Source organism: Dactylosporangium sp. NPDC005572 (genome assembly GCF_040605515.1).
Lineage (GTDB): Bacteria > Actinomycetota > Actinomycetes > Mycobacteriales > Micromonosporaceae > Dactylosporangium.
Genome location: NZ_JBEXCY010000045.1, coordinates 29,820 through 55,443 on the forward strand (window position 1 = coordinate 29,820; position 25,624 = coordinate 55,443).

Sequence of the window (25,624 nt, forward strand, 5' to 3'; positions counted from 1 at the left end):
CAGGCGGCGACGCCGACGGCGTAGCCCGATGATCAGGCCCTGGTCGGCGAACGACACGGTGACCACCGACGCGCCGGGCAGGTCGAGGATGCGGTTGAATGCCGTAGTGACGCGCACGTGCGTCTCCTCGCGGTGGATGGTTTAGGCAACCGCCCAACCTAGAGGTACCCGCACGTGCCCGTCGTTCATGGCACGCGCCGATCACCCGGGCCCCTTGCGTAGCCGGCCAAGAAGGCCTCAACTCGGCTCAAAATGACCCACGCAGACCCGAGGGGTCGCACGCATGTACGACGCGTAGGTGAACGGCGATGCAGGCTGTACCTGGTCGCGTTTTGCAGTTGGTGTAGATCGACTGGGTGTTTGCATCGTGTATCGCCGATATGACGTACTGTTGCGTCGATGCGTGAGAATGCGTCGATGTCCACGGCCGGCCCGGTGACCGTGGCGGTCGACATCGGCTCGTCCCGGGTCAAAGCCGCCGTCGCCGGCACCGACGGCGTGGTACGGGTGGTGCAGTTCGGCGAGCACCCGTGGATGGATACCGGCACGGCCGTTGACCAGGACGGCACCATCGCAACCGGGCAGGCGGCGACCCGCCGGATGAGGGATCGGCCGGAGGGTTGGGTCGGTGATCCGCTGGGCCGATTGATGCAGGGCCCGTTCGATGTGGCTGGTGTCTGTATCGACCCGGCCGATCTGGTCGCGGCAGTGTTGCGGACGGTCCTGACTACCGCGTCGAGCCAATACGGCAAGGCTGATGCGGTGCGTGTCGTGGTGCCGGTTGCGTGGGGGCCCCGGCGGCGGACCGCGCTGCGCGGGGTGCTGCACCGCGCGGGCGTGGGCGACGCCGAGCTGCTCGACGCACCGACCGCCCTGGGCTGGCACCTGCTCGCCGGCGGCGTCGAACCTCCCGCCGGCAGCCACGTGCTGGTCTGCGACTTCGGCGCCGGATTCACCGCCTCGGTGCTGGCCCGCACCACGGACGGATTCCAGGAGCTGGCCACCATCTCCGACCCCGCCGCCGGCGGCGCCGCCGTCGACGTGGTCATCGCAGCGCTGCTGGTCACCCTGCCCAGCACGGCCGCTCCGACGCCGTCCCGGCTTCCGGTCCTCGCCACCGAAACGGACCAAGACGCGACGCGGACGATCACCGAGTACGCCGTCCGGGCCCGGCAAGCGAAGGAGGCGTTGTCCACCACGTCGAGCGTCGTCATCTACGCCCCGGCCGGCGCGGTCGTCCTCGACGTGACCCACCTTGGTCAGGCGACCGGGCCGGTGCTCACCCGGGCGGTCGCCGTGGCCCGGCAGGCCGTCGACGCCGCCGACCTGCAGACCAGCCAGCTCAGTCTCGTGCTGTGCGTCGGGGGTGGCGCCCGGATGCCGGTCATCGCCGACGCGCTCACCGAAGCGTTCGGGACACGTCCGGTGATGGTGGCCCGAGCGGACACCGCCTACGCCGTCGGCGCCGCCCAGGCCCCAGCCGCAGCCCCCGCAGCCGCCCCCGCCGGATCGAACACATCAGCCCGCAGCGTCCGCGACGGTGTCGGCAGCGTCCTGGCGACCGCCGTATCGGTTGGGCTGTACGCACAGTTCATCGCCGGCACGCAACGCTACGGACCGCGGCAGTCGATCACACCCGGCACACTGCTGGCCCACTGGGGCGGCCTCGCCTCCGCCGCAGTCCTCGCGGTCGTCGCCGCGGCCGCCGGCGCCGCCTGGCTGCACACCGCCACCGACCCGACCGTCGAGCCGCGGACCAGCGAACGACGATACGGGGCGCTGCTGATGATGGCAGCGCTCATCGGCCTGGCGGTGCCGGCCGGCTACGCGATCGTCGCCGCAAGCTACTTCGACGTCCCGGTCGAGCCGCTGCTGCGCTGGTCGATGCTGCCCGCGCTGCCACTGGCCGCAGTGTCCGCCGTCGCCGGGATCGTCGTGCTGCGCCATCCCCATCCACCGGCCGCACCGACGGCGGGTGGGGCCGGCCGAGCCACCGCCGACGGCCAGCGAGCGATGTCGTGGCGGGACCGGCTGCGGCTGCCGGCCGCGTCGGTCGCGCTCATCGCCGTGGGGGTGCTGCTGATCGGCTACGACGTCAGCGGCTCACCCACCGCCCTCAACCTGCTGTGGTGGCTGGCCGGTCAGTGGATGCCGGGGCCAACGATGCACATCATCAGCCCGCTCGGCCGGGTCGGCGCCGCCTGCATCGGCGCCGCCATTGCCGTCCTGCTCGTGCGCCGCCTCCAGCACCGGCTGCTCCTCGGGGCACTGTTCGGCGGGGTCGCGGCCCTCGGCCTCGCCTGGCGCACCACCGGGGTCCTCGCCGTCGCCTGGGCCAGCGTGATCGCCGTCTGGTGGTTGTGGCGTGCGCTCAGCCCGTTCGCCTGGGCAGCGCTGCGCGCAGAGCCGGCCGCCAACCCGCCATTCGCGCCGCCCGGGCCACCGCCACCCGCCGACGGCCGGGAGCCGGGCACCGTCCGCGACTCATGGCAGACGCACCGATGACGACACCACACCGGCCGGGCTGCCCGGTACAGGCGTCACGATGATTAGGCGTCTGGTGCGAGCACTCTGGGCGGCCGGCTGGATGCTCGCGGCACTCGTCGCCCTGCTGTGGCTGCTGCTGACGCTGACCCAGCAACTGCTCGCGAGTGACATCGACGTCGCCGCGGTAGTCGACCAGCCGCTCAACGCTGTCACCGCGATCGCCGCCGTCACCGCGACCGGCTGGCTGCTGTTGATCTGGCTGCTGGTCACGGTCATCCGCGGCGGCGTCGCCGAAGTCCGTCGGCTGCGCCACCGCACCGGCGTCCACCCACAAGGCCACGCGTCCTGGCTGCCGGTCCCGCTACACGCCGCCGTCACCAGCATCGCCGGTGCCACGGTCCTGCTCGTCGATGCTCTCAACAGCACCGCCGCGGCCCCCGGCCCGCTTCCGCCACCCGCCGGCACGGCGCCGGGACCGGTCGCCGTCCCAGCACTACCGGCAGCCGCGACGACGGCGACGCCCCCGAAGCCGGCCGCCCAGCCCCCGCCAGCCCCGCTGGGGCAGGTCGGTGCCGCACCGCCATCCGGACGTGCAGCCGCGCCCGTAGATCACCGCAACGACCCCGCCGATCAGGACCGGGGCGAAGCCGGCGGTGGCTGGCTGCCGGCGCCGACCCGCGATGCTATCGCCGCCGCCACCGGATCGCTGTGGCTGCGGCGGCGCAGCCGCTACCAGCCCCAAACCCCCCGCCGAGCCAACCGTCGCGACGCCGACCCACCGCCCGTCCTTCACCTGCCAAACCTCGACCCGGACACGCCCAGCGACGTCCCGCCGGAATTCGACGAAACCGACCATGCGGCGTCCGTTCCAGCGCCGTGCGTTCCACCGTCTTACCGCCACGGCTCGCCAGTCATCGGTGTTGCGGACCAGCACTGGCTGCACCTGACCGACCTTCCACCAGCCGGGCTCGGACTCATCGGACCGGGCGCAGGTGACGCGCTACGCGGGCTGCTCATCACCATCCTGGCCGCGCACGCCACCCGCGACGCCAGCCCACCCGTCATCATGACCGCGACCGACGCGCGCACGCTCCTCGGCGTCGACCCCACCGGCCTGCCCGGCCTGCGCCTCGTGCCCGCCGACAGAGACCTGCCACCAACGTCATCGGCCGGCGACCCTCGAGGCCACACGCCCGGCCAGCCGAACCAAACGATCACGTACCCGCATCCGGCCCTTGCCATCCAACCGGCGCCCTCGAGCCAACCCCACGACAGAGACCCACACCCGACGGTGGTGTTCCACGGACAACACCCGCCAGCCACCACCTGGCACGTCGCCGCCACCGGACACACCACGCCAGCCGACAGCGACCAGACCGCCCCAACCCGCACCACGCAGCAGCCGCCGACCGTACGGCTCGCCACGCTGAACCCCGCAGCCGCGGCAGCACTCGCCACCCTGCTACGCGAAACCCCGAAAACCCGGCAACCGTCCACCGATCCGGGCATCGACCGGCCCACCACATCCCAACCCCGGCACTCGGGGCCACCGCCGGCATTCGCCACGAACGGAGCCCACCCCGGACCATCACCGGCCCACCCACCGTCGCCCGCACCGCCGAACGCACCGCTCATCACCTCCGGACCCCGCCGTCTGCAGATCCACGTCCTCGGCACGGTCCAGGTACGGTGCCCCCGGCCCGACGGCGACGCCAGCCCCGTCCACATCCGCCGCACCGGCAGCGTCGAACTGCTCGCCTACCTCGCCGTTCAACGCCGCATGACCACCGCCGGGACGCTCAAACACGACCTGCTGCCAGGCATCGGCGACAGCATCGCCCGCCGCCGCCTGGCCACCAACATGTCCGAACTCCGCAGCACCCTGCGCACGGCCACCGGCCAGGACGTCCTGCGCCGCGAACCGGACCCGACCGGTGGCCGATACTGGCTCGACCCCGACCGTGTCCACGTCGACCTCTGGCACTGCCAGGACCTCCTCGACACGGCCGACACCACCCCCGACCCGAACCATCGCCACCGGCTGCTGCACGAAGCGGCCGACCTCGACGGCGGCGAGCTCTGCCATCCCCTCACCGGCCACTGGCTCGATGCCGCCCGCGACACCATGAGCCGGCATTGGATCGACCTCTACACCCACCTCGCCGACCTCGAACCCGACCACCGGGCAGCCATCGGCCTCCTCCGCCGGGCGCTGCGCATCGCCCCACACAACGAGAACCTCTACCGGGCCGCGATGCGCCGCTACGCCGCCGCCGGCGACGACCTCAGCATCCATCGGCTCTACGCCACCGCCACCGAGTGCCTCGCCGAACTGCACACCACACCCGACTCGGCAACCCGACAGCTCTACGAGACGCTCACCATGCATGACGCCACCCACCAGAGCGTCGGCACGCTCGAACGGCGAACCCGATGACCTCCCCATCCCAGCAACCTGCCGTCCTTGTGCCGTACGACGCCGCCGGCTACCCGATGCTGCCCGCCACCGAAGCCCCCGCGTACGTCATCCGCATCACCAGGCCGGCCACCACCCCTCCTCCCGCAGCACCGCACGGCAAACACCGCACACGCACCGTCCTCGCACTCGTGCTCGTCGCGCTGCTGGTCACCGCCGCCGCGGCCCGATGCGCCGGCGCCGGCCCCACCGAATCACCGGATGCCATCGTCCGTGGCTTCTTCGCCGCCCTCACCGCCCGCGACGGCGACCAGCTCACCACGTACGTCGCGTGCCGCGGCAACCCGCTGTGCACTGGCAGCGGCCTCACCGCCGGCTACCAGCCCCCGAGCGACCCCCGGGTCCTGCCGACACCGCCCGGAACCACCGAGCGCGACAAGAACCGCCGAACCATCACCGTGCAGTACACCGTCGGCGGCACTACCTCGACCGAATCCATCCAGATGCTGCGGACCCGCCGAGGGTTGCTCGGGCACGCCTGGGCCATCGCCGCACCACCGGGCACCGAACTCGACCTGCGCAGCAACGCCCACCCCAGACTCCGCCTCGCCGGCATCGACGTCGCCGCCCGCCCGATCGGCGACCACGACACCGCCACTACCCTGATCGGGGGACCACTCGACGCCCGTCCGGGTCCGCAACCGGCGACCTTCTGGGCCCCACCCGGCCTGTACACCATCACCGCACCAGGCGACCAACTCTATGCACCACTCGAAACCGCTCTCGCTGTCGCCGGCGGCACCGACGGCCCGACCACCACCACGTTCACACCGACCATCCGACCCGACGTCCTCGCCCAGACCGAACGGCAGATCCGCGACGTCATCAACACCTGCGCCGACCAGCGAACCCTCAAACCGGACCTCAACCCCGCACCGGCTACCCCCAACATCTGCCCATTCCACGCCGACACCGCATATGCGATCACCGACACACCAACATGGGCAGTCGACAACTACCCCCGGATTGCCTTGGACGTCACGGACAGCGATCTCGTCGCCGTCCGCACCCTCGAACCTGGGATCGCCACCGTCACCTACCGCTGGACGACTGACATCGTCGAACCTCGCCGCTGGAACACCGCCACCAACACCGAGCAGTTCGCCGTTGCCGGCTACGTCGAACTCGACCACGGCACGATCACGTGGCGGCCCTAAGCAGCCGCTGACCTCGCCAACCAAGGCGATCTGGCTCCCGGAGCATCGACAACGATCGCCGCCGATTCTGCGATTAACCGCTCAGGTCGTCCGCGAGCTCCACCATCCACGGGTAGCCGTACACCCCAACCATGATCTTGCCTGGCTCGACGGCCACCTGACCTCGGAACGCCAGACCGCCGGTCCCAGCGGCGGACGCCGACCCGGAACGTTGCGCATCCAGAGCCTCCCAATAGTCGAGCGAGACGACGGCCGGGTCGAGCCGATACCGGCCCCCGGTGTTGACCACCGGATCGCATGCTGCGCCCGCCGACGGTTGAGCTCCGTCAGTGCTGGCTTCGATGACACCGCGCAGGACCGAACGAAGGTTGGCGACGCAGGTCGACAGCCGCTGACCGGCGCGGTGCGTGTCCACGTCAGGCCACACCGCGTTGAGAATGTCTGGAATCGCCGCGCCCTCGCGATGGACCGCAAGATAGACCAGCAGTTCCTGGCTCTTGGCACGCAGCCCGTTGACCCGGCTGCCGCAGTCATCAATGATCGCCAGCTCGTCGAGGATACGAACCCGCACCCGCCCCGACCCGGACGCGTCGGCGTCCGTCGCGCCCGCCACCAACTCGTGGCCGCACTGCCCGTCGCCACGAGGATCGGCCCGGTCCGCAACCACTCCACGGTGGTCTTCCCGCGCCACGTCATGTGCGTCTGCTGCTTCGCTCGCCCTGCCGTGTCGCTTTGCGAGCAGCTGCTCAGCCGTCAGCTCACTGCCGAGCATCGCGGTGAGCCCGTCGTAGTCAGCGGTGGCCCGTAGCCGCCGGGCCACCTCGTCGAGGTCGAGCGTGAGGACGGCGATGTCGGCCAGATCGCGGCCAACGGCCGTCCGGATCCGTGTCCGCAGCGCACCCGCAAGGGCGGAGTTGCGTCGGTGCTGCCGGCGCAGGATGACCGCTCCACGCAGCGAGCCGTAGACGCCCAGTGCCGGGTGCGCCTTGGCCAGAGCGCGTGCCTCGATCGTAAGCATCGGGTGCCGGATCCAGTGACTCCACAGTTCGTACTTGGGGCTCGGCGGCGGCAAGTGCCCGTGCGCGCGGAGACGATCGCGGCGTTTGTTCTCCACGTCCAGCCACCAGCTGGCGAACCCGAGCCCGCTCATGAGCGCGAAGAAACCACCGAGGAGCCGGCTGTCGTGGGTCACCAGGTTGAACGTCGCCGCGGCCGCCGCGATCATGCCACCGAGCAGCCTGGACGCCGCCGCGGTCTCACCGACCCGCCGGCGCAGGTCGGCGTTCGACAGGAACACCACGCCGCCAAGTTCCAACGCGAAGATCCCGCCGGCCGCGATCCACCACGGCAGCTCAAACGCGGCGACCGCGCCGGTGGCGGTGCCGTACAACGCGACGACCAGCACCGCCACATAGAACACGCGCCGCATGATCCCGGCAGTGTGCACAGCCGCGTCAAGCTCACGGTCGACGTCACCCATCGCCTGCGGCCGTCCGGGATCGTCCAGCCCCGACAGTTCAGCGATGAGCTCGGGCTCAAGCAGTGGGATCATCGGACCCATCCGGAGCAGGATCTAGCCGCGCCGGACGTCGCGAGCACTGCCATGGTGGCGCGGATCATCACGTCCTCCTGCCGTCGAGCCGTTCGGCCGGTGCCGGATCGGTGGCGGCCGTCGGGCGCTCGTGAGGGTGTGTGCGGAGCTCTGCGTGCAGCTGCCGGTACAGCGTCGTCGTCGCGGCCTCCGACGATTCACCGATTTCGGCGAGGGCAGCATGCAGCTGACGCCAGCGTGCCTCGAGCCGTTCAGCCACACCGAGCCCGGCGAAGGCGGTCATCGCTTCCCGGGCGAGGCCATCGCTGGCCGGGTCGAGCTCCGCCGCCGCGTCCAGCAGGTCCGCCGCCTCCGCCGGGTCGTCGGCGGCGACCAGGGCGGCGAGGTCACGCCTGGCTTTGATCCCTTGACGCCGGCACGCCTCCCGAGCGCCGTCGACCCACGCATACGCCAGCTCCCCGGCCAATGGACCAGCATGTACGCCGACCGCCGAACGCAGCAGATCGGCCCGGTCGAAGCGGTCGGCCGTGGCCGCGATCGCGGTGAGCGCGTCGGTGAAGCGCCACAAGTCCACGTCGAGCAGCTTGGGGTCGAGGTGGTAACGGCCGCCGGTGTTCAGCACCGGCTGGATCGTGGCGTCGCCGCAGGCGAGCCGGATCGATCGGCGCAGGTTGGCAACATCAGTGGACAGCCGCTGACCAGCCCTGGTGACGGTGGCATCCGGCCAGATCGCCTCCAGGATGTCCGGCAGTCTTGCCCCACGACGGTGGACAGCTAGATACACCAACAGCTCCTTGGCGTGCCCCCGCATCCCACCGACGACCTCGCCCGCGGCGTCGAGGACGGCGACCTCCCTAAGCACTCGGATGCGGACCTTCACCCGACCGGCCGGCACCGCACGGTCACCGGCCGGACTCACGTCGGCAGCCTCCGGCATGACGGCGGACGATGCATGTTCGACGAGGCCCTCACGGAGCGGGGGCGCAGCAGCTTCGAGGACGAAGCCCGCAACATTGAGCCCGGCACCTTGCGCCAGGAGCGCCTCGACCCGGCCGCGGACAGCCGGGTCACCTGACTCGACGACCAGCGCGAGCGGCGGCAACCGATCAGCGACGCCCTTCACCTCATCGACGGCAGCGTCCGGGTCCTGTTCGGCGACGTGCCGGGCCCGGCGCAGGACCTGCAGCTCCGCAGCAGTGACTGCCTCCGCAGCAGTGGTAGTGACGGTCACCGCCGAATTCGCGGCGACATCCGCCCGCACACCTGTCAGGGCTACCAACGTGGCGGCCGGGACGATCACCGACGGCTCACCGTCGACCGCACGCGCCTCCAGCGATGCGGCAATCACTGCACGAGCCGCCTCGGCTACTGCGCCTGCGTGCCTACCCGCAGGCGTCGCCCACGGCGACCGGTCCGCATCAACGACCGCCTCCGCGAGCGGAGGCTGGCCTGACGGTCCAGTCGAGCTGCTCCGATCGCGACCTTGGTTGGGTCGGCCGCGCACCTGGCTCGCCGGTGCGACCGGTTCGCGGTCCAGACCGGCTACGGCAGTACCCGTCGCAGGACCGCCGCCGGGCGTGCCCGGCCTGCTGGTGGAACGTCGGCGCACATACCGAACGCCTGCCACTGTCGCGACTGCGGCACCGGTCAGCAGCAGCCACGGCAACAGCGACTCATCACCAGCCTCGAAACGGTCGCCATCGACTGCAGCGCTGGCAGCGACCTCCGGTGCGTCAGGCGACGACGGAGTCTTGGGCGATGCGCCGGTCGGAGCGGGTCCAACTTCGTTGTCGTCGCCATGACTCGACGGGCCTGCATCTGCGGGTGGTGGGACCTCGACGACTGGCGGCGTGGCCGGCTGGATGCGGGGCAACCGCAGCTGCCAACCCGGATAGATCACGTCCGGGTCGGTGAGCTTGCCACCGACGGGGAAGCGGGTACCGCGGTTCATGGCGAAGATCTCCGGCCACCGCCCGGCGTCACCGAGCTGGTCCGCCGCGATACGGGCGAGATAGTCACCCCGCCGGACGGTGTACGTCAAAGTCAGCGGAGCACCGCCAACGGACTGTTCTACGACGGCCGGTCCGTTCCCACCCAGGCCGGCCTGGTCCGCGGCAACCAACGCCATCCGGTTGGCATGGACGACGGCGCGTGCGGGGGGTGTCGCGGCCGGATACGTCGGGCGCACCTCCACATGTCCCTGATTGGATGCGACGGCCGTCGACTGCGCCAACATGTCGGCGAACCCGAGCGCAGGCTGCACAAGTGTGCCGACGATGCCCCCGATCGCGACCACGGCATGATGCAACGGCACCGGAAGCCTCGGCCGGGCCGCCGCAGCGCCACGTACCAGATCGGCAACATCCCGAACCGTCGCAGTCAGCAACCAGCCCCACAGCAACCAACCGGCCGCAATCATCACCAGCATCAACGTTGCTGCACGCAGTGGCCGGTCAGCGATTGCGATCCAGTCGATGGCTGACACTACGGCGATCTGCAGCCGCCACAACAGCGGCGGCATACCGCCTAGCGCTGCCACTAGCAGCACACCGCAGGCACACTGCCATGCAGCTCGACGGGCCAGCTTCATTGACTAATCACCTCAGATGCCGCAGGGACGCACCGCCTGGCCCAAACTTGGCCGACACCGTGACGCTAGGGCGGCAACGGACGCGTCCGTCAGGGGTGCGTGCCCACAGTCGGTCACAATCCATCACATCCGGTCACACGGCAGGTGAAATGCAATCACGTGGTCGGCGCCGCCTTCGTGCGTCAACGCCGGAGCACTGCAGCTTGGCCACGACTGGGCATCGTCGGCAGGCGAACCCTCCGGCGCACGAGCATCCACGATCTCTGGTCCAGCCGACGCCACCAACTAACTTAACTAGCAGCGCCAGCTACCGGCCCGACGTCGACAAACGTGCGGAAGCTCGCCAACGCCCTGCAGGTGAGCCCCGACGAGCTGATGGCCGGCATGGCGGGGGAGACCAACGCACCATCTGCACCCCGCCGCTGCATCCCCTTGTCGCCGAGCTGGGCCGCATGCTTGCCGACGATTCGCCGCTGTCCCAGCCGTCGCGGCAGGCACTCGCCCTCCTCGTCGACCGGGTCATGGACGGCCATCACCGGGAGATGCGCGGCGGCCCGCTGGCGGACATCGCCTTCGTCGACGCCAACACGGACCCCAGCAGATGTTCGTCGACGTGAAGGATGATCCCGACATGTTGACGCTTCGCCGCGCCCTCGACGCCCTCACCTGCGGACATGGATGAGCGGTCGCGGGCCGTCCTGATCGAGGGCATGAAGTCGCTGATGCACCTGGGGGAGCAGGCAATGCTGCTCCACGACGCCCGGTACGGGCGCAGCGACGAGGAGATCCGGGCCCAGGTCGAAGCGCACCGCGCCGAGCGGGAAGCAGGGCGGACCGAGTCCGTTGGGTTCGTCACGCAGGCCGTCTCGAACCTCATGACGTTGGGAAGCTGACCTCGGGATCTGGCGGGTCGGCGTGGCCACGGCCGTGCTGCGTTAGGCGGTGGTCCCGGCGGGTGCCACCTGTCGCCACACCGGCCCTACATTACGTTTAACGGTATCGATGGAGTGTTTGGGTGTGCGGGCGCGGAAATCTCTGCATGCCGCACACAAACCCGCCGACCGGGCACCCTACGCCGCCGGACGGCCCACCCGTTCCGGGACAGGCAAGCGGGGAACCCCGCCGCCCACCCGCCGGCATCACCTCCGCTACCCGCCGACACCCGCCCTAACCCTGCGGCGACGCCCCGACGCCGTTCATCAGGACGTTTCCCGTGATCGGCGCGCATCCCAGCCCGCACGGTCGATCCGTTCCGGCAACCACCGGGTGGACCATGCCACGATGACCCGCACTCGTCTGCTTGCCGTCGCCGCCGCCACGCTGTTCGCCCTGGCCGGGTGTGGCCCAGCCGAGACCCCGGCGAAGAGCGGCGGGCAGCCGGCCGCATCACCGTCGACGTCGGCAAGCCCATCCCCGTCGCCGTCACCGTCGGTCGCCGCGGCCGTCTCAGCCGACGCTGGCGGTGTGCCAGGTGCGGCAGGTGTGCCGACCGGCGGGCCGAAGACGACGACAGCCGCGCCGAAGAAGACCACAAAACCCCCAGCGCCGAAGACGACCGGGCCGGCGTCCGTCTACTACGCCAACTGTGCTGCGGTGAGAGCAGCCGGTAAGGCCCCGCTGTACCGGGGTCAGCCGGGCTACCGGGCAGGGCTGGACCGCGACGGCGACGGGGTTGCCTGCGAGACGTGAGCCGCCTCCGCACGTAGGCCGGTCGTGCATCCGGGCGAATCGCCGCGACAACACATCGATTGCCTCCACAAGCGGGCGGTAGCTGCTCAGGCCCATCAGGGAGGTGCCCTCATAGTCGCGGCCCACTTGCACGTATGGGCGTGCCGTGGACGGGGCACCACTCGCTGCCGTTCCAACTCGGTCCACGCTTCGGAAAGGAAGATACGCGCTCGGTCGGCGAGCTCGTCATCTTCAATGTCGCCGGATTTAACTCCCCGGGTTCCCCGGCAGCGGAATGTGCGAGCCCGCTACCGGCGTCGTCGATCCGGTGGGCGGGGTCGTCCGGATCTGTCACGTCAGGCGGCGTCGCGGTGCTCGCGGGAGGCGAGCCGGTCCGCGACTCGCTGTACGGCCGCGCCGAGGTGGCGGAGCTCGGCGAGCGGGTCCGGGGCGTCGTCGGCCTCGGCGAGGCCCTTGACGATCCACTCGCGGATCATCGCGGACACGCTGACGCCGCGGGCTGCGGCGACCTTGCGGATGGCCTCGTCGACGTCGTACGGCAGCCGCACCGACTCCACCACCGATACCGGCGCTCCGGGTGGCGGCATGGTGGCGAGGAGGCGGGCCGCTTCGGCCGGGTCGGTGACGGGCTGTAGGTCGAGTTCGCCGGCGGCGTGCTCCCGGCCGATGCGTTCAGTTTCAGCAAGGCTTTGCAGGTCGAAGTTGTCACTCATGGTTGTGCTCCCATGTTTCGAGGTGGGCGGTCTCGTCGGGCGTCATGGGCCGTGCGGCGACGATCTGGGCGTCGAATCCGCCGAGGAGGCGGATGGTGACGATGACCGGTCGCCCGGTACGGGTGCGGGCCCAGATGGCGACGAATGCTCGGCCGTACTGGTCGCGCATCGGGTGGGGCCAGCGGTGTGGGTTGTCGAGTGCCTGGATGACTTCGTGCGGTTCGACGCCATTGAGGATCGCCATGAGGCCTGGCAGCCACTCGTAGCCCACGCTGTCACTGTATACGAATTGTAAACAGGCTGGTAGCGGTCTTCGAGGTGGCGTCCGCGAGACAACGTTGTGCACAAAATCTGCCATGTTGCAGAATGTGATATGGCAGATTTCGGGCCGAATGGTTCGTGCGCCTGCTGCCGGCTCATGCGGGAAACGCAGCCGGCCGGCAGCTGTCGCTGTGAACCACCGGCTGCGCTGAGAACCTCACCAGGTGGCCGTACGGCATGGGGTGACAGTCGGGAGAGACCGGCACCCTGCATCGGTCCCTGCCGGGGCGTCGTCGAGGGTCCACCGATCCGATTCGTGTCGGGGCTCGAATCCCTGCCATCACATCACTTCGATGGAAGGGATCTCCCATGACTCGACGCATGCGTCGTTGGCTGCTCGCCGCGCTCACCGTGGCGACGACCACCGTGCTTCTGTGGCTGCCGGCGGCCGCGCAGGCCGGCATCACTGTGAGGGGCATCGACTAGGTACAAGCAGTTGTCGGCCGGAGCCGCCCGCTTTCGTCCCGGCCGCCTGGCCGCGTTTCATAACGCCCGGAGCCATTGGTTGATGGCGGCGATGGTGACGGTGGCCTCGAAGCGGACGGCGAGCTGTCGTATCGGGTAGCCATGGCGCGGTGTTGTTTGAGCTGGTTGATGCCGCATTCCACGGCATGGCGCAGCCGGTAGACGATCGGGTCAAAGGCGGGCGGACGCCCGCCTTTGGACCCTTTCGCTTTGCGGTGGGCGTCCTGGTCGGCCTTGCTCGGGATGCACACCCTGATCCCGCGACGGCGCGCGTATCCGCGGTTGCCGAGCCGTACCCGGGCGATAACGGTGTCCGATGGGAGCCCAACGGTGACCCCTGGCCGGATACCGACCAGGGGTGCGCAGGATCCTCGACGAGCGTTGACCGCGTCGAATAATGACATCGACGCCGCGTATGACCGCCCAAACTCAGGCGGTGCTGCGCGCGTTCGCCGAAACGTACCTGCACGATCCGGCACAGGAGATCTACGGTCTCCAGACTTGCGACTACACAGGCCTCGGACCGGGGGACGGTCTATCCGATCCTGTCCCGACTTCGATCCATCGGCTGGATCGAAGTCCGAGACGAAGTCGTGGACAAGGTCGATGTTTGACGCGCCGAGAGGCGCTGCCACAAGCTCACTAGCGACGGAGCCGCGCCGGCCCGCACCGCGCTTGCCGAAGTGGACGCGCGTCGGCGCCCCAACAGTGCACCCGGCTGGCTAGGCAGGACGGCGTGGGAACGCTAGCGGGGGCCGTCCGTACATCCGCTTATGTTTGATATGGCAACCTCCGGCGGGGTGTGTATCCTGGCCGAGGGCGTCCGTCCGCGCCCAACCTCCGGCGACCCGCCCCAGCCGGGTCACCCTAGGAGGCAAAGGGAGGTCCACCTCTCGGCCGGGGATTCATTGTCGATCGTGCGTCCGCCGCACCGGTCGCTGGGGGACCTGCGACGGGCCGCGGGAGACGAACGATGACCAAGAAGGCCGACCTCAAACAACGGGTGCGCGCCCGAATGGCCAAGACCGGCGAGTCCTACGCGATCGCCCGTAGCCACGTCCTTGTCGAACAGTCGGGCCTACCGGTGCCCGCCGACCGGGCGATGCTGGCGGCTCTGCACGTGAGCAACGGCGATTGCACAGATCTGCCCGGGACCGGGCTCGCGTCCCGGGTGTTGTACTGGCGCGACTCGCTCCACGAGGGGCCGGTGCCGGCGGTGGGTCCGGAGGAGCTCCGCCAGATCAGAGCCGCCTTTCTGGTCGGGGCGCACGTGGACGACCGCGCGGAGGGTTCCGACATGTTCGCCGAGCGGGACCGGACCCTGGCGGCCAACCGCGACAGCGAGTACGTGCTGTGGTTTGAAGCGGACCTGTACGACCAGCTCCAGATCATCCAGATCCTCGCTCGCCTCGCTGACCTCGGCGTGCCGGCGCAGCGCGTCACGCTGATCTGCATCGGTGAACACCCCGGCATCGCCTGCTTCGGCGGTCTCGGCGACCTGACCGCCGAGCAACTGTGCGACCTGCCTGCCACGAACGCGTGCGCGCGGCTGACCCCCGCTGCGCTCCAGCTCGCTACCGATGCGTGGGCCGCCTTCCGGGCGCCGACGCCAGACGGTCTGCCCGCCATCGCCGGCAGTCGCTCAAGTGAGCTGCGGTTCCTGGGGGAGGCGTTCGACCGGCTCAGCAGGGAGTACCCGTCGACCCGCGACGGGTTGTCGCTGACCGAACGGCGGATCCTGGCCGCGGTCGCCGACGGCGCAGCTGCGGCGGGCACGGCGTTCGTCCGCGCCGCCGCGCGGGAAACGCGCCCGTACCTGGGGGACACCTGGTCCTTCGCCATGATGGACCGGATGACGCACACCCGGATCCCGCTCCTTCACGCCGAGCCGGCGGACCGTCCGGTTGACCGCGAAACCAGCCTGCGCCTGACCGACATGGGAGCACGGGTGCTCGCCGGCACGGCGGACCACGTGACGCTCAACGGCATCAACCGGTGGATCGGTGGGGTGCACCTGCGCGGGGATCACGTGCCCTGGCGCTGGAACGATGCGACCGAGACCATCACAGACGCCTGACGGAGTCCACTGTGGACGGGTCGGCCACCGTCTCGTGAGTGCGACTACGTGACATGATCGAACGTCCGCATCTGTCGCGAAGCGGTGCAGCCAGGCTGCCGCCCTGCGCTGCATTACAGCAGCAGCCGCCGCGACGTGCCCGAGTGTCATGCTCCGCGAAATTCCAGCTGTCACCCTGCGTCACCGCATGTTCGAACTGGACGCGAACCCACGCCAAGATCATTTCGGTTTAGCCCAACGAACATGTGCGGTTCGCCTGGCGGAATCCATGCCGCCAGCTGGTCGCCATTTGTAGTCACAGAGCCACTCACTGTAGTTGATGTGGGCAGAAAAAGAGCCGGAATTCTCGCCTCGAGCCGGAACCTTTCCGGCATCCGCCCGCCGGTGAGGCGGGCAGCCCGTCACTGCGTGACAGCTGGCAACGAGCTGTCCATGGCTTACTGCGCCTCCGACCTGGTCCTTGGTGAAGACGCTGGACGCAGGGTCGGACCGGACACGTAGCGCGTCGAACTGCGCATACACCTTTGCCGTCTAGGGCTCTGCACCGGTCGTAGTGCGCGGCTCGGCAATACACCGCTATCCGATTGGTGTGCGTACGAGCCATTGGTGGCTGTCGCTGTCAGGTACGCGAACGACGTCGCCGACCGACAGCGAGCGGTGTCCGGGCAGCCGGTACGTGCAGGCGGCAAGGAAGACGGTTTCGCCGTCGACCGGGCCCCGGCCGGCCTCCAGCGCGACGAGGCCGGCGTTGAACGTGTGGAACGCCCACTCGGCGGTGGCCGCCGGTTCCCATCCTGCGCCGGTCGGGAGCCGGTTGAAGGTGACCGCGACGAGGTTGTGGCCGTCCTGGTGGGTGGTGAAGCGTGCGTCGCTGTTGGGTAGACGGTGACGGCCAGCATCGGGCTCCTTCACTGTGAGCCCAGCGGCTGGCGCGGATCGCCGGTGCACAGGCTCGGTACTGACCCGGTCGGTGATGCGACCGGAGGCCGGGCGGCCGAACCTGTTTACGGGGCGGTCAGGTCGACGCCGCGCTGGGCGAAGAGTCGGATCGGGTCGACGGCGTTGGTTTTGGTGGCGGGTTGACCGGTGTGGGTTTCCAGGTGCAGGTGTGGCCCGGAGGAGTGGCCGCTGCTGCCGACCTGGCCGATGACATGGCCGACGGTGACCTGCTCGCCGGCCTCGACGTGGGGACGACGCAGCATGTGGCAGTAGCGGGTGACGGTGGCGTCGGGGTGACGCAGTTCCACGTACCAGCCGCAGCCCAGGACGTCGACCGGATGGCCGTCAATGTCGCAGGAGTGTGGGCTGCCGTCGCGCGTGTGGGCATTGCAGGCGACGCGGATGACGACTCCGGCCGCGGCAGCGTGGATCGGTGTGCCCCTGGCCGCGGCGATGTCGACGCCGTCGTGACCGGGCCGACTGCTGGTACGGAACCCGGACACGATCGCCCCGGGCACTGGCCGCATCCAGCCGCCGCTTGTCGCACATGCCTCGCTGGGGCTGCCGGACCCGGGCAGCCGGCCCGCAACGACCTCGACGAGGGCGACCGCATCGGGTTCCCATTTGGCGTAGGCGTCCGGGTAGGCGGAGCGTTGGACGGCCTGGGCGGCCACGGTCAGCGGCATCATCTGCCAGCCGGGAATGCTGACGAGTTTGCGGTAGAACGCTGCTGCGGCGTACTCAGGGTTCACCAGCTGAGCGGGGGTGCCCCAGCCTTGGCTCGGTCGTTGCTGGAACAGGCCGAGCGAGTCGTGGTCGTTGCGGTCGCCGAGGTTGCCGAGGTTGCGCAGCCCGGACTCCTGCAGCGCGGTGGCCACCGCGATGACCTGACCGCGGACAGGAACCGCTGACTGGACGCCGACGGTGACGATGACCTGCGCATGGTGCACCTGTTCGGCGTCGTACCGGCCGACGCCGCCGTCCGGACTTGTCGGCATCGAGCAGCCCGACGCGACCCCGGTGATCGACAGCAGCCCGGCAACACACAGGAACGGAACCCCGAGGACGGCGGCGACGATGAATGCGAGCGCGCGGCCGGTCACGACCGCTCCCGCTGAGACTGTGCGGGCATGATGGCTTCCCTTCGAGATGGCTCTCCGTTCGTCCCGCAGTTGCTGTCGGGCGGCGTCGAGGGATTCGTGCAGCGGGAGTCGGGGGGTGAGGGCGAGGGATCGGGTGCGGCGGGTGATCGCCGATTCCCGCCACCAGTGGGCGAGGCCTGGGGGCGTGTCAGCGAGTTTCCCCGGCGGTACGCAGCGCGTCGCGGCGGCGGGTGGCGCTGCGCATCAGCCACACCGCGTAGGCGAAGACACCGAGACCGTCGAAGACGGTGGCGAGGCAGGGCACGTCGCGGTGGCCGAGGACGTCGACGGCGACGGCGACGGCGACGGTGACCGAGCTGGCGGACAACGTCCGCCAGCCGTATGCGGTTTCACCGAGGCGTTGCCGCCAGTCGGCGAATGCGGAGGTGACGACACCGCCGAGGTCGATGACGACAGCGAACAGGGCGACCAGGGCGACCAGGACGGCGCGCCACCACCAGCCGAGACCGTCAGGCCAGGGGGCATTTGCACGCCGACCCAGATTTGGCCGAGGCGCGCGCCAAGCGCGGCGATGATGTACAAGGTCCAGGCGGCGTGCTCGGCGGCCCGGCCGGTCGTGCCGTCGCCGGGCGGGCCGTGTGGGTCATCGCGCACCAGCCGCCGGTGTCGACGAGGTCAGGTTCACGGGTTCCTCCTGCGAAGAATGCGCAGGCCCAGCGCCCCAGCTCCGGGACGCTGGGCCCGCATGGGCGTTAACGTCCCGCCGGGACGCGCCCCCAATCGGGGTGTCCGTCGACGAGCGGGTGGTGCAGCCGATCGTGGTGCCGGTGGTGGTGGATCAGGCGGTGATGCGGAACCGGATGGCCGCTGCCAGGTGCGGATCACGGTGCCGGCCGCGGCCTGGCGCAGCAGGACGCGGCGGATCGTGCCGTGGGAACCGTGCAGCACCTTCGCCACCTCGTACGGGCTGAAGTCAAGCCGCGGTGGCTACGCAGATGCTCCAGCACCAAGGTGGTGAGTTGCCCGGCGGTAAGTCGCGGCTGGGGTTGCGGTTGCGGTTGCGGCCGGTCAACCGTCCTCTGACACGGCGGCCGCCGGTGGACGGACCCGCAGCTACCGGCCGCTGTCGTCGGTGATCACCATCTCAGCGCCGGCGGCGACGGCCTGGAGGTCTCGTCCGGCGCAGCGTGCTGCTCGCTGTGGGCGCCGGGATGGTGACCTCGTCGAGGATGAGGTCGCAGTGCTGCGGGTCAACCTGGTACCAGCGCTGGCCGAGCCCGATGCGGTACCGGCCGTCCTGGGCTGCGACCGCGACGATGACGTCCCGGTCGCCGGCCAGGTGCCGCTGGTCGCACACAAGGTGCTCGTCATACAGGCAGATCCGCGGCAGCACCTCGTCAGTGAACGTGATCGCGTCCTCGTACGCCTCCCCGCTCAGGACCAGCGCGGCCACGGCTCTCGCCCGCAGCTGCTCGTGATGCCGGCAGATCGCCGCCGCCACGGCCTGCGTGACCCAGATGACACCCGGCTCGAGGTCGGCGACCCCAACGACCCCGGCCACATACCGACGGCCGTCGGCATCGGCCGCGCCCCGGCCGCGGCCGGCATCGTCCGGGTCGACGTCGCGGACGAGGCCGTCGTGGCTGAACACCACCACGCGCCGCCGGCGGCGCCTCGCCTCCTGGCCGGTCATGCGGCACCCGCCGCGAACGCGATCCGGGCGACGACGCACGCCGCGGCGGCTCTGTCGGCCGAAGACCAGGCATCGGGCAATTCGATGCGCAACAACCCGTTGCCGAGCTCGGCCTCACCACAGCCGACCCCTCCGGTCGTGCACAAGTCGATCCGCACGAAACCGGTGTCGAGCGGCTCGGCCCACACCTCGATCAGTTCACCGTCGACGACCAGCTGGCCCGCCGGCCCGCCGGTGAGCGCGTCGCCGTCCTGCTGCGTGCTGGGAACGCCGACGAGGTTGCTGCCGGCAGCGTCGTAGAGCGTGAACGACACAACGGTGGTCGCTGCGTGCAGCCCGGCGAGCCACGCGGAGATGGCGCTGTCTGCCGCGTCCGGGCCGGGTGCGACCACGTTGACGGCCTGGTCGTCCGGGGTCCGGCCGTCGGTGGAACGACTCACGACGAGCCGGACCGCCGCACGCTGGACCGCCGAGACGGTATCGCCGACGATGAGCGTCGGGGTGTGAGCGCCGCCCCACTGGATCAGCCCGTACACACCTGGCTGGGGGCGGCATACCGGACAGTGCTGCGCGGCGGCCGGGTCGCGCCCGGCGATGTCTGTGGTCACGTGTGGGCTCCCTTTCGTGATCGGGCGAGCGGTTGACGCCGCCGCCCCGCTGATGAGTCCGTGTGCTCGGGTCTCGCAGGCACGGTGCGGTGGAACGGCCCCGAGGCAGGTCGCTCGATAATGGTGAGCGGCTCCGGCGATGCGCCGGCCGGGCCGTGTGCGACGTGCTGCGGGGTCGGTGACACAGGTGTGCGTCGCCTGGGGCGAAGCGCGACGCAGCGACGGGTCATGACCGCGGCCGGCGGCATACGATGATGCCGCCGCTGCCGCCACCGCTGGTGCAGCTGTTGGTGATCGCGCGGACCTCGTGGTTGAACAGGTGTCGCTGGTAGGCGGCGGTGTCGAAGAACTCGAACGCACCGACCTGGTGCAGCACCGCTTCCCAGCCGTTCTCGGCGATCCGGGTCGTGGTGTAGGCCAGTTCGTGACTGAACACGCCGATGAACGCCTCGGCGAATCCGGTGACGATCTCGTCCGCTGGGAGCGGGTCCGCGGTGAGGCCGCCTTCACCGGCGAGCCAGTCGCCGATGACGTTTCCGGCGACCCGGTGGGTCTCGGCGGCGGCGTTGATCGCGCACAGCAGGTCGAGCTGGAGCCGGTGGGCCTGCCGGCCGTAGGTGCCGTACCCGTGCGCCGCCAGAATCAACGGGTCGTCGGTGCCGGTGGCCGTCCTGACGCGGTGCTGGGTCTGCGGCAGGGCGGCGCCGACCGGGACCCACCAGGCACGGGCCGGGCATTCGGGGTTGGCGACCCGGGCCATGCCGTGGCGGTCGTTGCGCTGGTCAGGGTCGGCGTCGTCGGGCCGGCCGTCGCGGACGTCACGCAGGTCGGCCAACCGGCCCAGGGCGTGACGGGCGACGCCGGCCAGCGCTGCCACCGCCAGGTCTCGGTGCACGGCCTGGTTGCGGGACAGCCCGCCCGTTGCGGTCACGGTGATCCCGTCGTAGGTGAGCCAGCACACCGGAATCCCGTCGGAGCAGACAAGGTAGGCGGGTGTGTCGCCGGTGACCGTGCCGGCGGTGTCGACGGCGAGCAGCGCGGTGAGGCCGGTCGGCCATCCCGCCGCCGCAGACCGCAGTGCCGGCATACGCCAACCCTCGTCCATGAGGTTGATGCCGGTGAGCCGGCCGCCGTCCGCAGTGCGCAGGTGCTGCATCGCGCGCAATGCCTCGGAGATGGTGGTTCTGGCCACGTGAGGGTCCTCCTGTTCGTCGTGGCCGGATCGGGGCACCGCATCCAGGCCCCACGGACTTGGCCGAGCTCCGTGGGGGCTTTGTGGGTTGCCGTCGGCTGCGATGCCCCAATGCGGGGAGCGGCTGATGCATGGGCGGCGCCGCCGATCGGGGTCAGCGCCGCGTTGGGAACCCGGCAGGTCGCCGCGGCGGGTTGCCGGACGCCGCCGCGCGCGTGGGTCAGGTTGATGGTGCTGCGGGTGGTCGATGCCGCCAGCGCTGTGCGCTGCGCGGCCCAGCTGCGGCCGTGTCGACCCGGATGTCGTCGATCCTGCGCAGATCACGGCCCAGCTGACACGGCCCAGGCGGGGTTCCGTCGGCGCAGGTGTCCAGGGACTATGCGGCCTGTGCCGCGGGAAGGGTTGCCGCCAACGCGGCCGTCTTGGTCGCTGTCCGGAACATCGACACGGCGTTCGCGGCGATGTCCGCGATCCCGTCAGCGCGCTCCTGCGCAGTGAAGGGCAGTCGTGCGTGCGGACCGACGCGGAACACGGGCATGTTGTCGTGCCGGCAGGCAATAAGATTGCCGCCGGCGCTTACGTACTCCCGGCAGTCGTCGTACGCGAGGCCGTCGATGTCCGTCTCACGGTTGCCGGTGCACAGGACGACGAGGTCGTATGCGCGGGCATCGATGAGGCCCGCGCCGGGCAACGCGACCGGCCGGGCCCGACGCTCCAGCACGTTGAGCCGCTGGACGCCGAAGCGGTCCGGCCGCAGGTAACGGCCGATCGCCTGGTATCTGCCGCGGATCGCCTCCTGCCACACGTCACAGGTCGTCGGCAACGCGTCGGCATACCAGTCGATGCGCTCCACCCTGTCCAGCTCGGCGGCGGCCATGAACGGTTGCGGGGCGATGCCCAGGCAGGATTCGACGGCGCACTTGGCTGAATCGCCGCTGCCGACCACGGCGACCCGACGCAGCCCCCGCAGCGGCCACATGCCGCCCATGCGCCGCATGAACTGCGGGAAGGTGACGATTGTGGTGCCAGTCGCCATGGCCTGGTCAGTGGGATCACCCACCCCGCGGGCGTCGATGACCCGTCCCGCCGTCAGCGGCGCACGGTCGACGAGCTCGATCCCGACGCCCGGCCCGTCCGGCGAGACCGACACGACCGAGGCGTTGGTGACCACGTCGGCGAACTGGGCCAGCGCGAGACGGATCACGAACGCCATGTCGGCGTTGGTCTGGTACTCCAGCATCGACACGTTCGCCGCCTGAATCAATGCGCCCGGCAGGTAGTTCAGACTCGCCGACTGGTCGCCGGCCAGCCCGGCAGTGCCGGGCCGGTTGCGGGAGTTGAGGTAGAACGTCGGCCGCGCCGTCATCGCGAATGTCCCGCCGGCCCGGCTGTCCCGCTCCAGCACCAACGGTCTCGGGAACCCGCCGAGCACCCGGACCGCCGCGTACACGGCCGCGTGGAATCCGCTGCCGATGATGACCTCCCGGTCATCGCTGGTGGAGCGCAGGAGGTGCTGCTGCTGCGTCTCGTCCGCCCAGTAGGTGTCTAGCAGCTGATCGGCGTAGCCACGGCCGTTCGGGTCCAGGGCGACACCGGTGAGGTTCGCCGCGAGTGGGCTGGGGAACTCCGATGCCCGTTGCATGATTGCCCGCACGCCTTCGGCGGCTTCCGTCCGCAACGCGATGGCGCCGAGCATGGACTCGATCAGCGCGGATGGCTCTAGCATGGCTCGCATCCTTTCTGTCGATGGCCGGGGCGCCACGCCGGGCCGCGTCACCCACCCAGAGTCGAACCCCGGGGCAGGCGGCACGCGGCCGGCGCAGTCCATCCCCGGAAGGGGGTTCAGATGGGTGAGTGGCTGGATCTAGTAGCTGCCGGACCCAGGTGGACAGACCGCCGACCTGGTCGGCGGGTGCGTGACACGTCGCTCGGCCACCGCCGCACACGTGAACTGGCGAACGGCACGCCGGCCCTGCGCGGTGCAGGCGGCGCCACGGCAGACGGACGCCGGGCCTCGAGCACGACGAGATGGTGGATGCCGGTCAGATCCGGCGGACGGCCGCTCCCGTCGCATGGCTGGTCAGCTGTCCGGGTCCGGGCCGGGCGGCGGCGCAGGGTCGTCAGCGGGATATCGAGGTATGCCAGCCTCGGCGAAGAGCTGATCCAGGAACGACGCGTTGAGGTCGACGCTGTAGCAGCAGTGTTCGTCGTAGCTGTCGAGTCCAGCGGCGATGTCCGCCCATTCAGGGTCGCTGAGCGTGCCGCCGCGCTCGATTTCGATGTACTCACGGTCCAGCCACGCCACCGCGATCCCGGCCCGCTGGGCGAAGTCCAGCAGCGCGTCGGTGGGACTGCGGAACAGCGCCACGTACGACCGGTAAACGGCGGCGACCGCCGCTGGGCGGACAGGTTGCGGATCGGCTGCGGTCACGGACGCGTACCTCCTGTCTCGGGGTGCGCTGGCGTCTGCCCAGCCGGGTGCCCGGATTCGTGGCGACGCCGCAGCTCACGCAGCGTCAAGGGACGGCTGATACCGCCACGCCGCTCGCGGAGGATGGCCACGTCACCGAGCTGGTCACGTAGCTGCTGTTCGTGGCGTTCGGCGGCGTGGAACCGATCGGGGAAGACCCGCAGCAGGTGCAGCCACTGACGCTGCCCGGCGCGGACGCACACCCCGCCGCAGTTGTTGTGGCTGAATCCCAGCCCATACAGCCGCGGCGGCTCGATGCCGAGCCTCCGGCATTCGGCAAGCATGTCCTCTTTGGACAGCAGCGGCGGGTCGCACATGGGAAACTTCACGGGCCATGGCCGCCAGCCGGCCTCGATGGCGTAGGTGCGGCGCAGCTCGGTCCAGTCGATCCCGACGTAGAGGACAGTGCTGGCGGGGTCGGTGTGTTCGCGTAGCCAGCGGCGGCAAGGCCGCTGCTTGAGCTGGATCGAGCAGGGCGCGAGTCGGCTATTGCCGAGGAACCGCCGGTCGGTGAAGACCTCGAACGGTGTCCGCCCGTCGGTGACCACGGTCAGCGGCACGCCGATGTGTTCTGCGGCTTGCGTCGCGAATCGCCACAGGTCAGGGTCCTCAACCCTGGTGTCCGCGATGAGCAGCACGAGGTTGTCCGTGCCGTGCGCCTGGGCGACGCGCAGTGCGGCGCAGAACGACCCGATGCCGCCGGAGAACTGCACGACGTGCCGTACCGGCGCGGTCATCGGGCACCAGCCAGGACCGATGGACGCACCGCCGCACCGCCGCCAAGCGTCGGTGCAGCGCCGAGGCCGAGGCGGGCGCCGATGGCCGGTCCGAGCCGGACTGCGGCGACGGCTGCGTGGAGGTGCCGGCGTTGCCAGCCGGTGAGGGCGGTGCCGAGGTCGGCGCTGTGCCGGCGGTGCTGGCACAGGGCGGTGACGAGTCCGTCGGCTTGTTCGATGCCGTTGTTGGCGCCGCGGGCGGTGTGCGCCCGGACCGGGGCGAGGGCGTCGCCGAGCAGGACGGCGAAGCCGTCACCGATGGGCCAGACCATGCGGGCGGGCGGGTCGATGTCCATGACGGGGAATGCGGCGCGGGCGGTGGTGCAGTGCACGGCGGTTGCGTACGGGTCGGGCAGGTGCCAGACCGCGTGGCCGTCGACATACGCCCGTGCGGCGTCGCTGACGTGGCGGGGGTGGGCGAACAGCCGCCGGTGCGGGGCCGCGCCGAACATCTCGGCGTACTGGTTGGGGGTGGTGTTGAGGTAGAAGGTCCAGTCGGCGCCGTCGGGGATCGGGGCGATGTTGAACTGGATGCCGGGGCCGGGTTCCAGCCGCCAGAAATCGGCCATGCCGGTGGGGTTGAATGTGACGGTGCCGCGGTGGCCGACGTAGCCGGCGTATCGCAGCCGCCGGCCGGGGTCGAGGAGGTTCCGGCCGGCGGACGCCCGCCCGTCGGCGAATACGACCAGGTCGGCGGGTTCGGTGCGGCCGTCGGCGAAGTGCAGCAGCGCACACCGGCCGTGCTCGGTGAGCCCGATCACCCGGGCGCCGGTGTGCACCATGTCGCCGGGGATCCGGCACGTTAGGGCCTGGTTGAGCTGGGTCCAGGTGGTGAACCGGCCGGGGTAAGCGCGGCGGGTCGGGTCGCCGAGGACCCGGTTGTGGACCGGGGTCTGCCAGATCGTCTCCGACGGGACATGGACGTACTCATTCTGCTCGATGCCGAGGTGGTCGAGGATGCCGAGGCTGGAGTGTTCCAGGGAGATCAGACCGCCGCCGAGGGTGGTGCTGGCCGGCGTGGCCTCGTAGAGGTTGACGTGCGCGAAGCCGGCCTGGGTGAGCAGCAGCGCCACCGTGGGACCGGTCAGTGATCCGCCGATGACGGCGATCCGGGGTCCGCTCGATGACTCGGTGGTGCGCCGGTTGGTCCGGTGCGCCCGGTCGGGCTGGGTGTTGGTGTGCTGCTGCTGGTGTGGGCTGCGCATGGTCAGGGTTCCTCCAGAACAGGGAGTCGGGGAACCCGGGCACGGCCGTGGCGGCCGTGCCCGGGATGTGCGGGAACGCACAGTGGTGGCCGGGCATCGGCCGGAAGGTGG

21 protein-coding genes and 1 pseudogene are annotated in these 25,624 nt (G+C 70.3%); 7 read left to right on the plus strand and 15 right to left on the minus strand.

Annotated elements, in window-relative coordinates; all coding sequences use genetic code 11:
• Positions 1–399 precede the first annotated feature (399 nt).
• The 3 genes from ABZS66_RS22640 to ABZS66_RS22650 are packed head-to-tail and all read left to right on the plus strand — an operon-like array spanning position 400 to position 6,120.
• The gene (locus ABZS66_RS22640; RefSeq protein ID WP_354760629.1) at positions 400–2,505 is read left to right on the plus strand and encodes an Hsp70 family protein; all 2,106 of its coding nucleotides are present in this window, start codon (positions 400–402) and stop codon (positions 2,503–2,505) included.
• A 55-nt stretch (positions 2,506–2,560) separates the two neighbouring features.
• Positions 2,561–4,924, plus strand: a complete 2,364-nt coding sequence (locus tag ABZS66_RS22645) for a BTAD domain-containing putative transcriptional regulator (protein WP_354760631.1) — start codon at positions 2,561–2,563, stop codon at positions 4,922–4,924.
• Positions 4,921–6,120 (plus strand): hypothetical protein, encoded by a 1,200-nt coding sequence (locus tag ABZS66_RS22650; RefSeq protein ID WP_354760633.1) that lies wholly within the window; start codon positions 4,921–4,923, stop codon positions 6,118–6,120. The genes ABZS66_RS22645 and ABZS66_RS22650 overlap by 4 nt, the downstream gene beginning before the upstream one ends.
• A 73-nt stretch (positions 6,121–6,193) precedes the next feature.
• Here ABZS66_RS22650 and ABZS66_RS22655 read toward each other — a convergent pair whose 3' ends face one another.
• Positions 6,194–7,681 carry a hypothetical protein gene (locus ABZS66_RS22655; RefSeq protein WP_354760635.1) on the minus strand — a complete coding sequence of 496 codons (1,488 nt, stop codon included), beginning with the start codon at positions 7,679–7,681 and terminating at the stop codon, positions 6,194–6,196.
• A gap of 58 nt (positions 7,682–7,739) precedes the next feature.
• On the minus strand, positions 7,740–10,262 hold the full coding sequence (locus ABZS66_RS22660; RefSeq protein ID WP_354760637.1) for a hypothetical protein: 2,523 nt from the start codon (positions 10,260–10,262) through the stop codon (positions 7,740–7,742).
• Between the two features lie 452 nt (positions 10,263–10,714).
• Between ABZS66_RS22660 and ABZS66_RS22665 the strand changes: the two genes are divergently transcribed.
• The 3 genes from ABZS66_RS22665 to ABZS66_RS22675 all read left to right on the plus strand — a co-directional run bounded on the left by ABZS66_RS22665 (position 10,715) and on the right by ABZS66_RS22675 (position 11,951).
• On the plus strand, positions 10,715–10,879 hold the full coding sequence (locus ABZS66_RS22665) for a hypothetical protein (RefSeq protein WP_354760639.1): 165 nt from the start codon (positions 10,715–10,717) through the stop codon (positions 10,877–10,879).
• A 57-nt stretch (positions 10,880–10,936) separates the two neighbouring features.
• Positions 10,937–11,155: a hypothetical protein gene (locus ABZS66_RS22670; protein WP_354760640.1), complete on the plus strand. Its 219-nt coding sequence runs from the start codon at positions 10,937–10,939 to the stop codon at positions 11,153–11,155.
• 388 nt (positions 11,156–11,543) lie between these two features.
• Positions 11,544–11,951 carry an excalibur calcium-binding domain-containing protein gene (locus ABZS66_RS22675; protein WP_354760642.1) on the plus strand — a complete coding sequence of 136 codons (408 nt, stop codon included), beginning with the start codon at positions 11,544–11,546 and terminating at the stop codon, positions 11,949–11,951.
• Positions 11,952–12,286: 335 nt separating this feature from the next.
• Here ABZS66_RS22675 and ABZS66_RS22680 read toward each other — a convergent pair whose 3' ends face one another.
• From ABZS66_RS22680 to ABZS66_RS22690, 3 genes and pseudogenes are all read right to left on the minus strand, one after another.
• Positions 12,287–12,664 carry a CopG family transcriptional regulator gene (locus ABZS66_RS22680; protein ID WP_354760644.1) on the minus strand — a complete coding sequence of 126 codons (378 nt, stop codon included), beginning with the start codon at positions 12,662–12,664 and terminating at the stop codon, positions 12,287–12,289.
• Entirely contained in the window at positions 12,657–12,935 is a 279-nt protein-coding gene (locus ABZS66_RS22685; RefSeq protein WP_354760646.1) for a hypothetical protein, read from the minus strand. The genes ABZS66_RS22680 and ABZS66_RS22685 overlap by 8 nt, the downstream gene beginning before the upstream one ends.
• 533 nt (positions 12,936–13,468) lie before the next feature.
• Positions 13,469–13,719: pseudogene (locus ABZS66_RS22690) on the minus strand (transposase); the annotation flags it as partial.
• A 704-nt stretch (positions 13,720–14,423) separates the two neighbouring features.
• Between ABZS66_RS22690 and ABZS66_RS22695 the strand changes: the two are divergent.
• On the plus strand, positions 14,424–15,527 hold the full coding sequence (locus ABZS66_RS22695; RefSeq protein ID WP_354760648.1) for a hypothetical protein: 1,104 nt from the start codon (positions 14,424–14,426) through the stop codon (positions 15,525–15,527).
• 576 nt (positions 15,528–16,103) lie between these two features.
• On the opposite strand, the gene ABZS66_RS22700 is transcribed toward ABZS66_RS22695, so the two are convergent.
• The 10 genes from ABZS66_RS22700 to ABZS66_RS22745 all read right to left on the minus strand — a co-directional run bounded on the left by ABZS66_RS22700 (position 16,104) and on the right by ABZS66_RS22745 (position 25,513).
• On the minus strand, positions 16,104–16,439 hold the full coding sequence (locus tag ABZS66_RS22700) for a hypothetical protein (RefSeq protein ID WP_354760650.1): 336 nt from the start codon (positions 16,437–16,439) through the stop codon (positions 16,104–16,106).
• Positions 16,440–16,531: 92 nt separating this feature from the next.
• Complete coding sequence (locus ABZS66_RS22705) at positions 16,532–17,569, minus strand: M23 family metallopeptidase (RefSeq protein WP_354760652.1); 1,038 nt, start codon at positions 17,567–17,569, stop codon at positions 16,532–16,534.
• Positions 17,570–17,756: 187 nt separating this feature from the next.
• On the minus strand, positions 17,757–17,936 hold the full coding sequence (locus ABZS66_RS22710; RefSeq protein ID WP_354760654.1) for a hypothetical protein: 180 nt from the start codon (positions 17,934–17,936) through the stop codon (positions 17,757–17,759).
• Between the two features lie 777 nt (positions 17,937–18,713).
• Positions 18,714–19,262: a hypothetical protein gene (locus ABZS66_RS22715; RefSeq protein WP_354760656.1), complete on the minus strand. Its 549-nt coding sequence runs from the start codon at positions 19,260–19,262 to the stop codon at positions 18,714–18,716.
• Positions 19,259–19,870, minus strand: coding sequence for a hypothetical protein (locus ABZS66_RS22720; RefSeq protein ID WP_354760658.1), 612 nt, complete (start codon positions 19,868–19,870; stop codon positions 19,259–19,261). Before ABZS66_RS22720 ends, ABZS66_RS22715 begins: the two co-directional genes overlap by 4 nt.
• 226 nt (positions 19,871–20,096) lie before the next feature.
• On the minus strand, positions 20,097–21,062 hold the full coding sequence (locus ABZS66_RS22725; RefSeq protein WP_354760660.1) for a hypothetical protein: 966 nt from the start codon (positions 21,060–21,062) through the stop codon (positions 20,097–20,099).
• A 376-nt stretch (positions 21,063–21,438) separates the two neighbouring features.
• Positions 21,439–22,839 carry a hypothetical protein gene (locus ABZS66_RS22730; protein WP_354760662.1) on the minus strand — a complete coding sequence of 467 codons (1,401 nt, stop codon included), beginning with the start codon at positions 22,837–22,839 and terminating at the stop codon, positions 21,439–21,441.
• Positions 22,840–23,142: 303 nt separating this feature from the next.
• On the minus strand, positions 23,143–23,430 hold the full coding sequence (locus tag ABZS66_RS22735) for a hypothetical protein (protein WP_354760664.1): 288 nt from the start codon (positions 23,428–23,430) through the stop codon (positions 23,143–23,145).
• Between the two features lie 59 nt (positions 23,431–23,489).
• Positions 23,490–24,245, minus strand: a complete 756-nt coding sequence (locus ABZS66_RS22740; protein ID WP_354760666.1) for a hypothetical protein — start codon at positions 24,243–24,245, stop codon at positions 23,490–23,492.
• Between the two features lie 20 nt (positions 24,246–24,265).
• Complete coding sequence (locus tag ABZS66_RS22745; protein ID WP_354760668.1) at positions 24,266–25,513, minus strand: monooxygenase; 1,248 nt, start codon at positions 25,511–25,513, stop codon at positions 24,266–24,268.
• Positions 25,514–25,624 lie beyond the last annotated feature (111 nt).

Coding starts and splice junctions, on each gene's coding strand:
- ABZS66_RS22650 (WP_354760633.1), top strand. CDS start 4,921: ATGACCTCCCCATCCCAGCAACCTGCCGTCCTTGTGCCGTACGACGCC.
- ABZS66_RS22715 (WP_354760656.1), bottom strand. CDS start 19,262: ATGACCGGCCAGGAGGCGAGGCGCCGCCGGCGGCGCGTGGTGGTGTTC.
- ABZS66_RS22745 (WP_354760668.1), bottom strand. CDS start 25,513: ATGCGCAGCCCACACCAGCAGCAGCACACCAACACCCAGCCCGACCGG.
- ABZS66_RS22695 (WP_354760648.1), top strand. CDS start 14,424: ATGACCAAGAAGGCCGACCTCAAACAACGGGTGCGCGCCCGAATGGCC.
- ABZS66_RS22680 (WP_354760644.1), bottom strand. CDS start 12,664: ATGAGTGACAACTTCGACCTGCAAAGCCTTGCTGAAACTGAACGCATC.
- ABZS66_RS22675 (WP_354760642.1), top strand. CDS start 11,544: ATGACCCGCACTCGTCTGCTTGCCGTCGCCGCCGCCACGCTGTTCGCC.
- ABZS66_RS22655 (WP_354760635.1), bottom strand. CDS start 7,681: ATGGGTCCGATGATCCCACTGCTTGAGCCCGAGCTCATCGCTGAACTG.
- ABZS66_RS22640 (WP_354760629.1), top strand. CDS start 400: ATGCGTGAGAATGCGTCGATGTCCACGGCCGGCCCGGTGACCGTGGCG.
- ABZS66_RS22665 (WP_354760639.1), top strand. CDS start 10,715: ATGCTTGCCGACGATTCGCCGCTGTCCCAGCCGTCGCGGCAGGCACTC.
- ABZS66_RS22670 (WP_354760640.1), top strand. CDS start 10,937: ATGGATGAGCGGTCGCGGGCCGTCCTGATCGAGGGCATGAAGTCGCTG.
- ABZS66_RS22660 (WP_354760637.1), bottom strand. CDS start 10,262: ATGAAGCTGGCCCGTCGAGCTGCATGGCAGTGTGCCTGCGGTGTGCTG.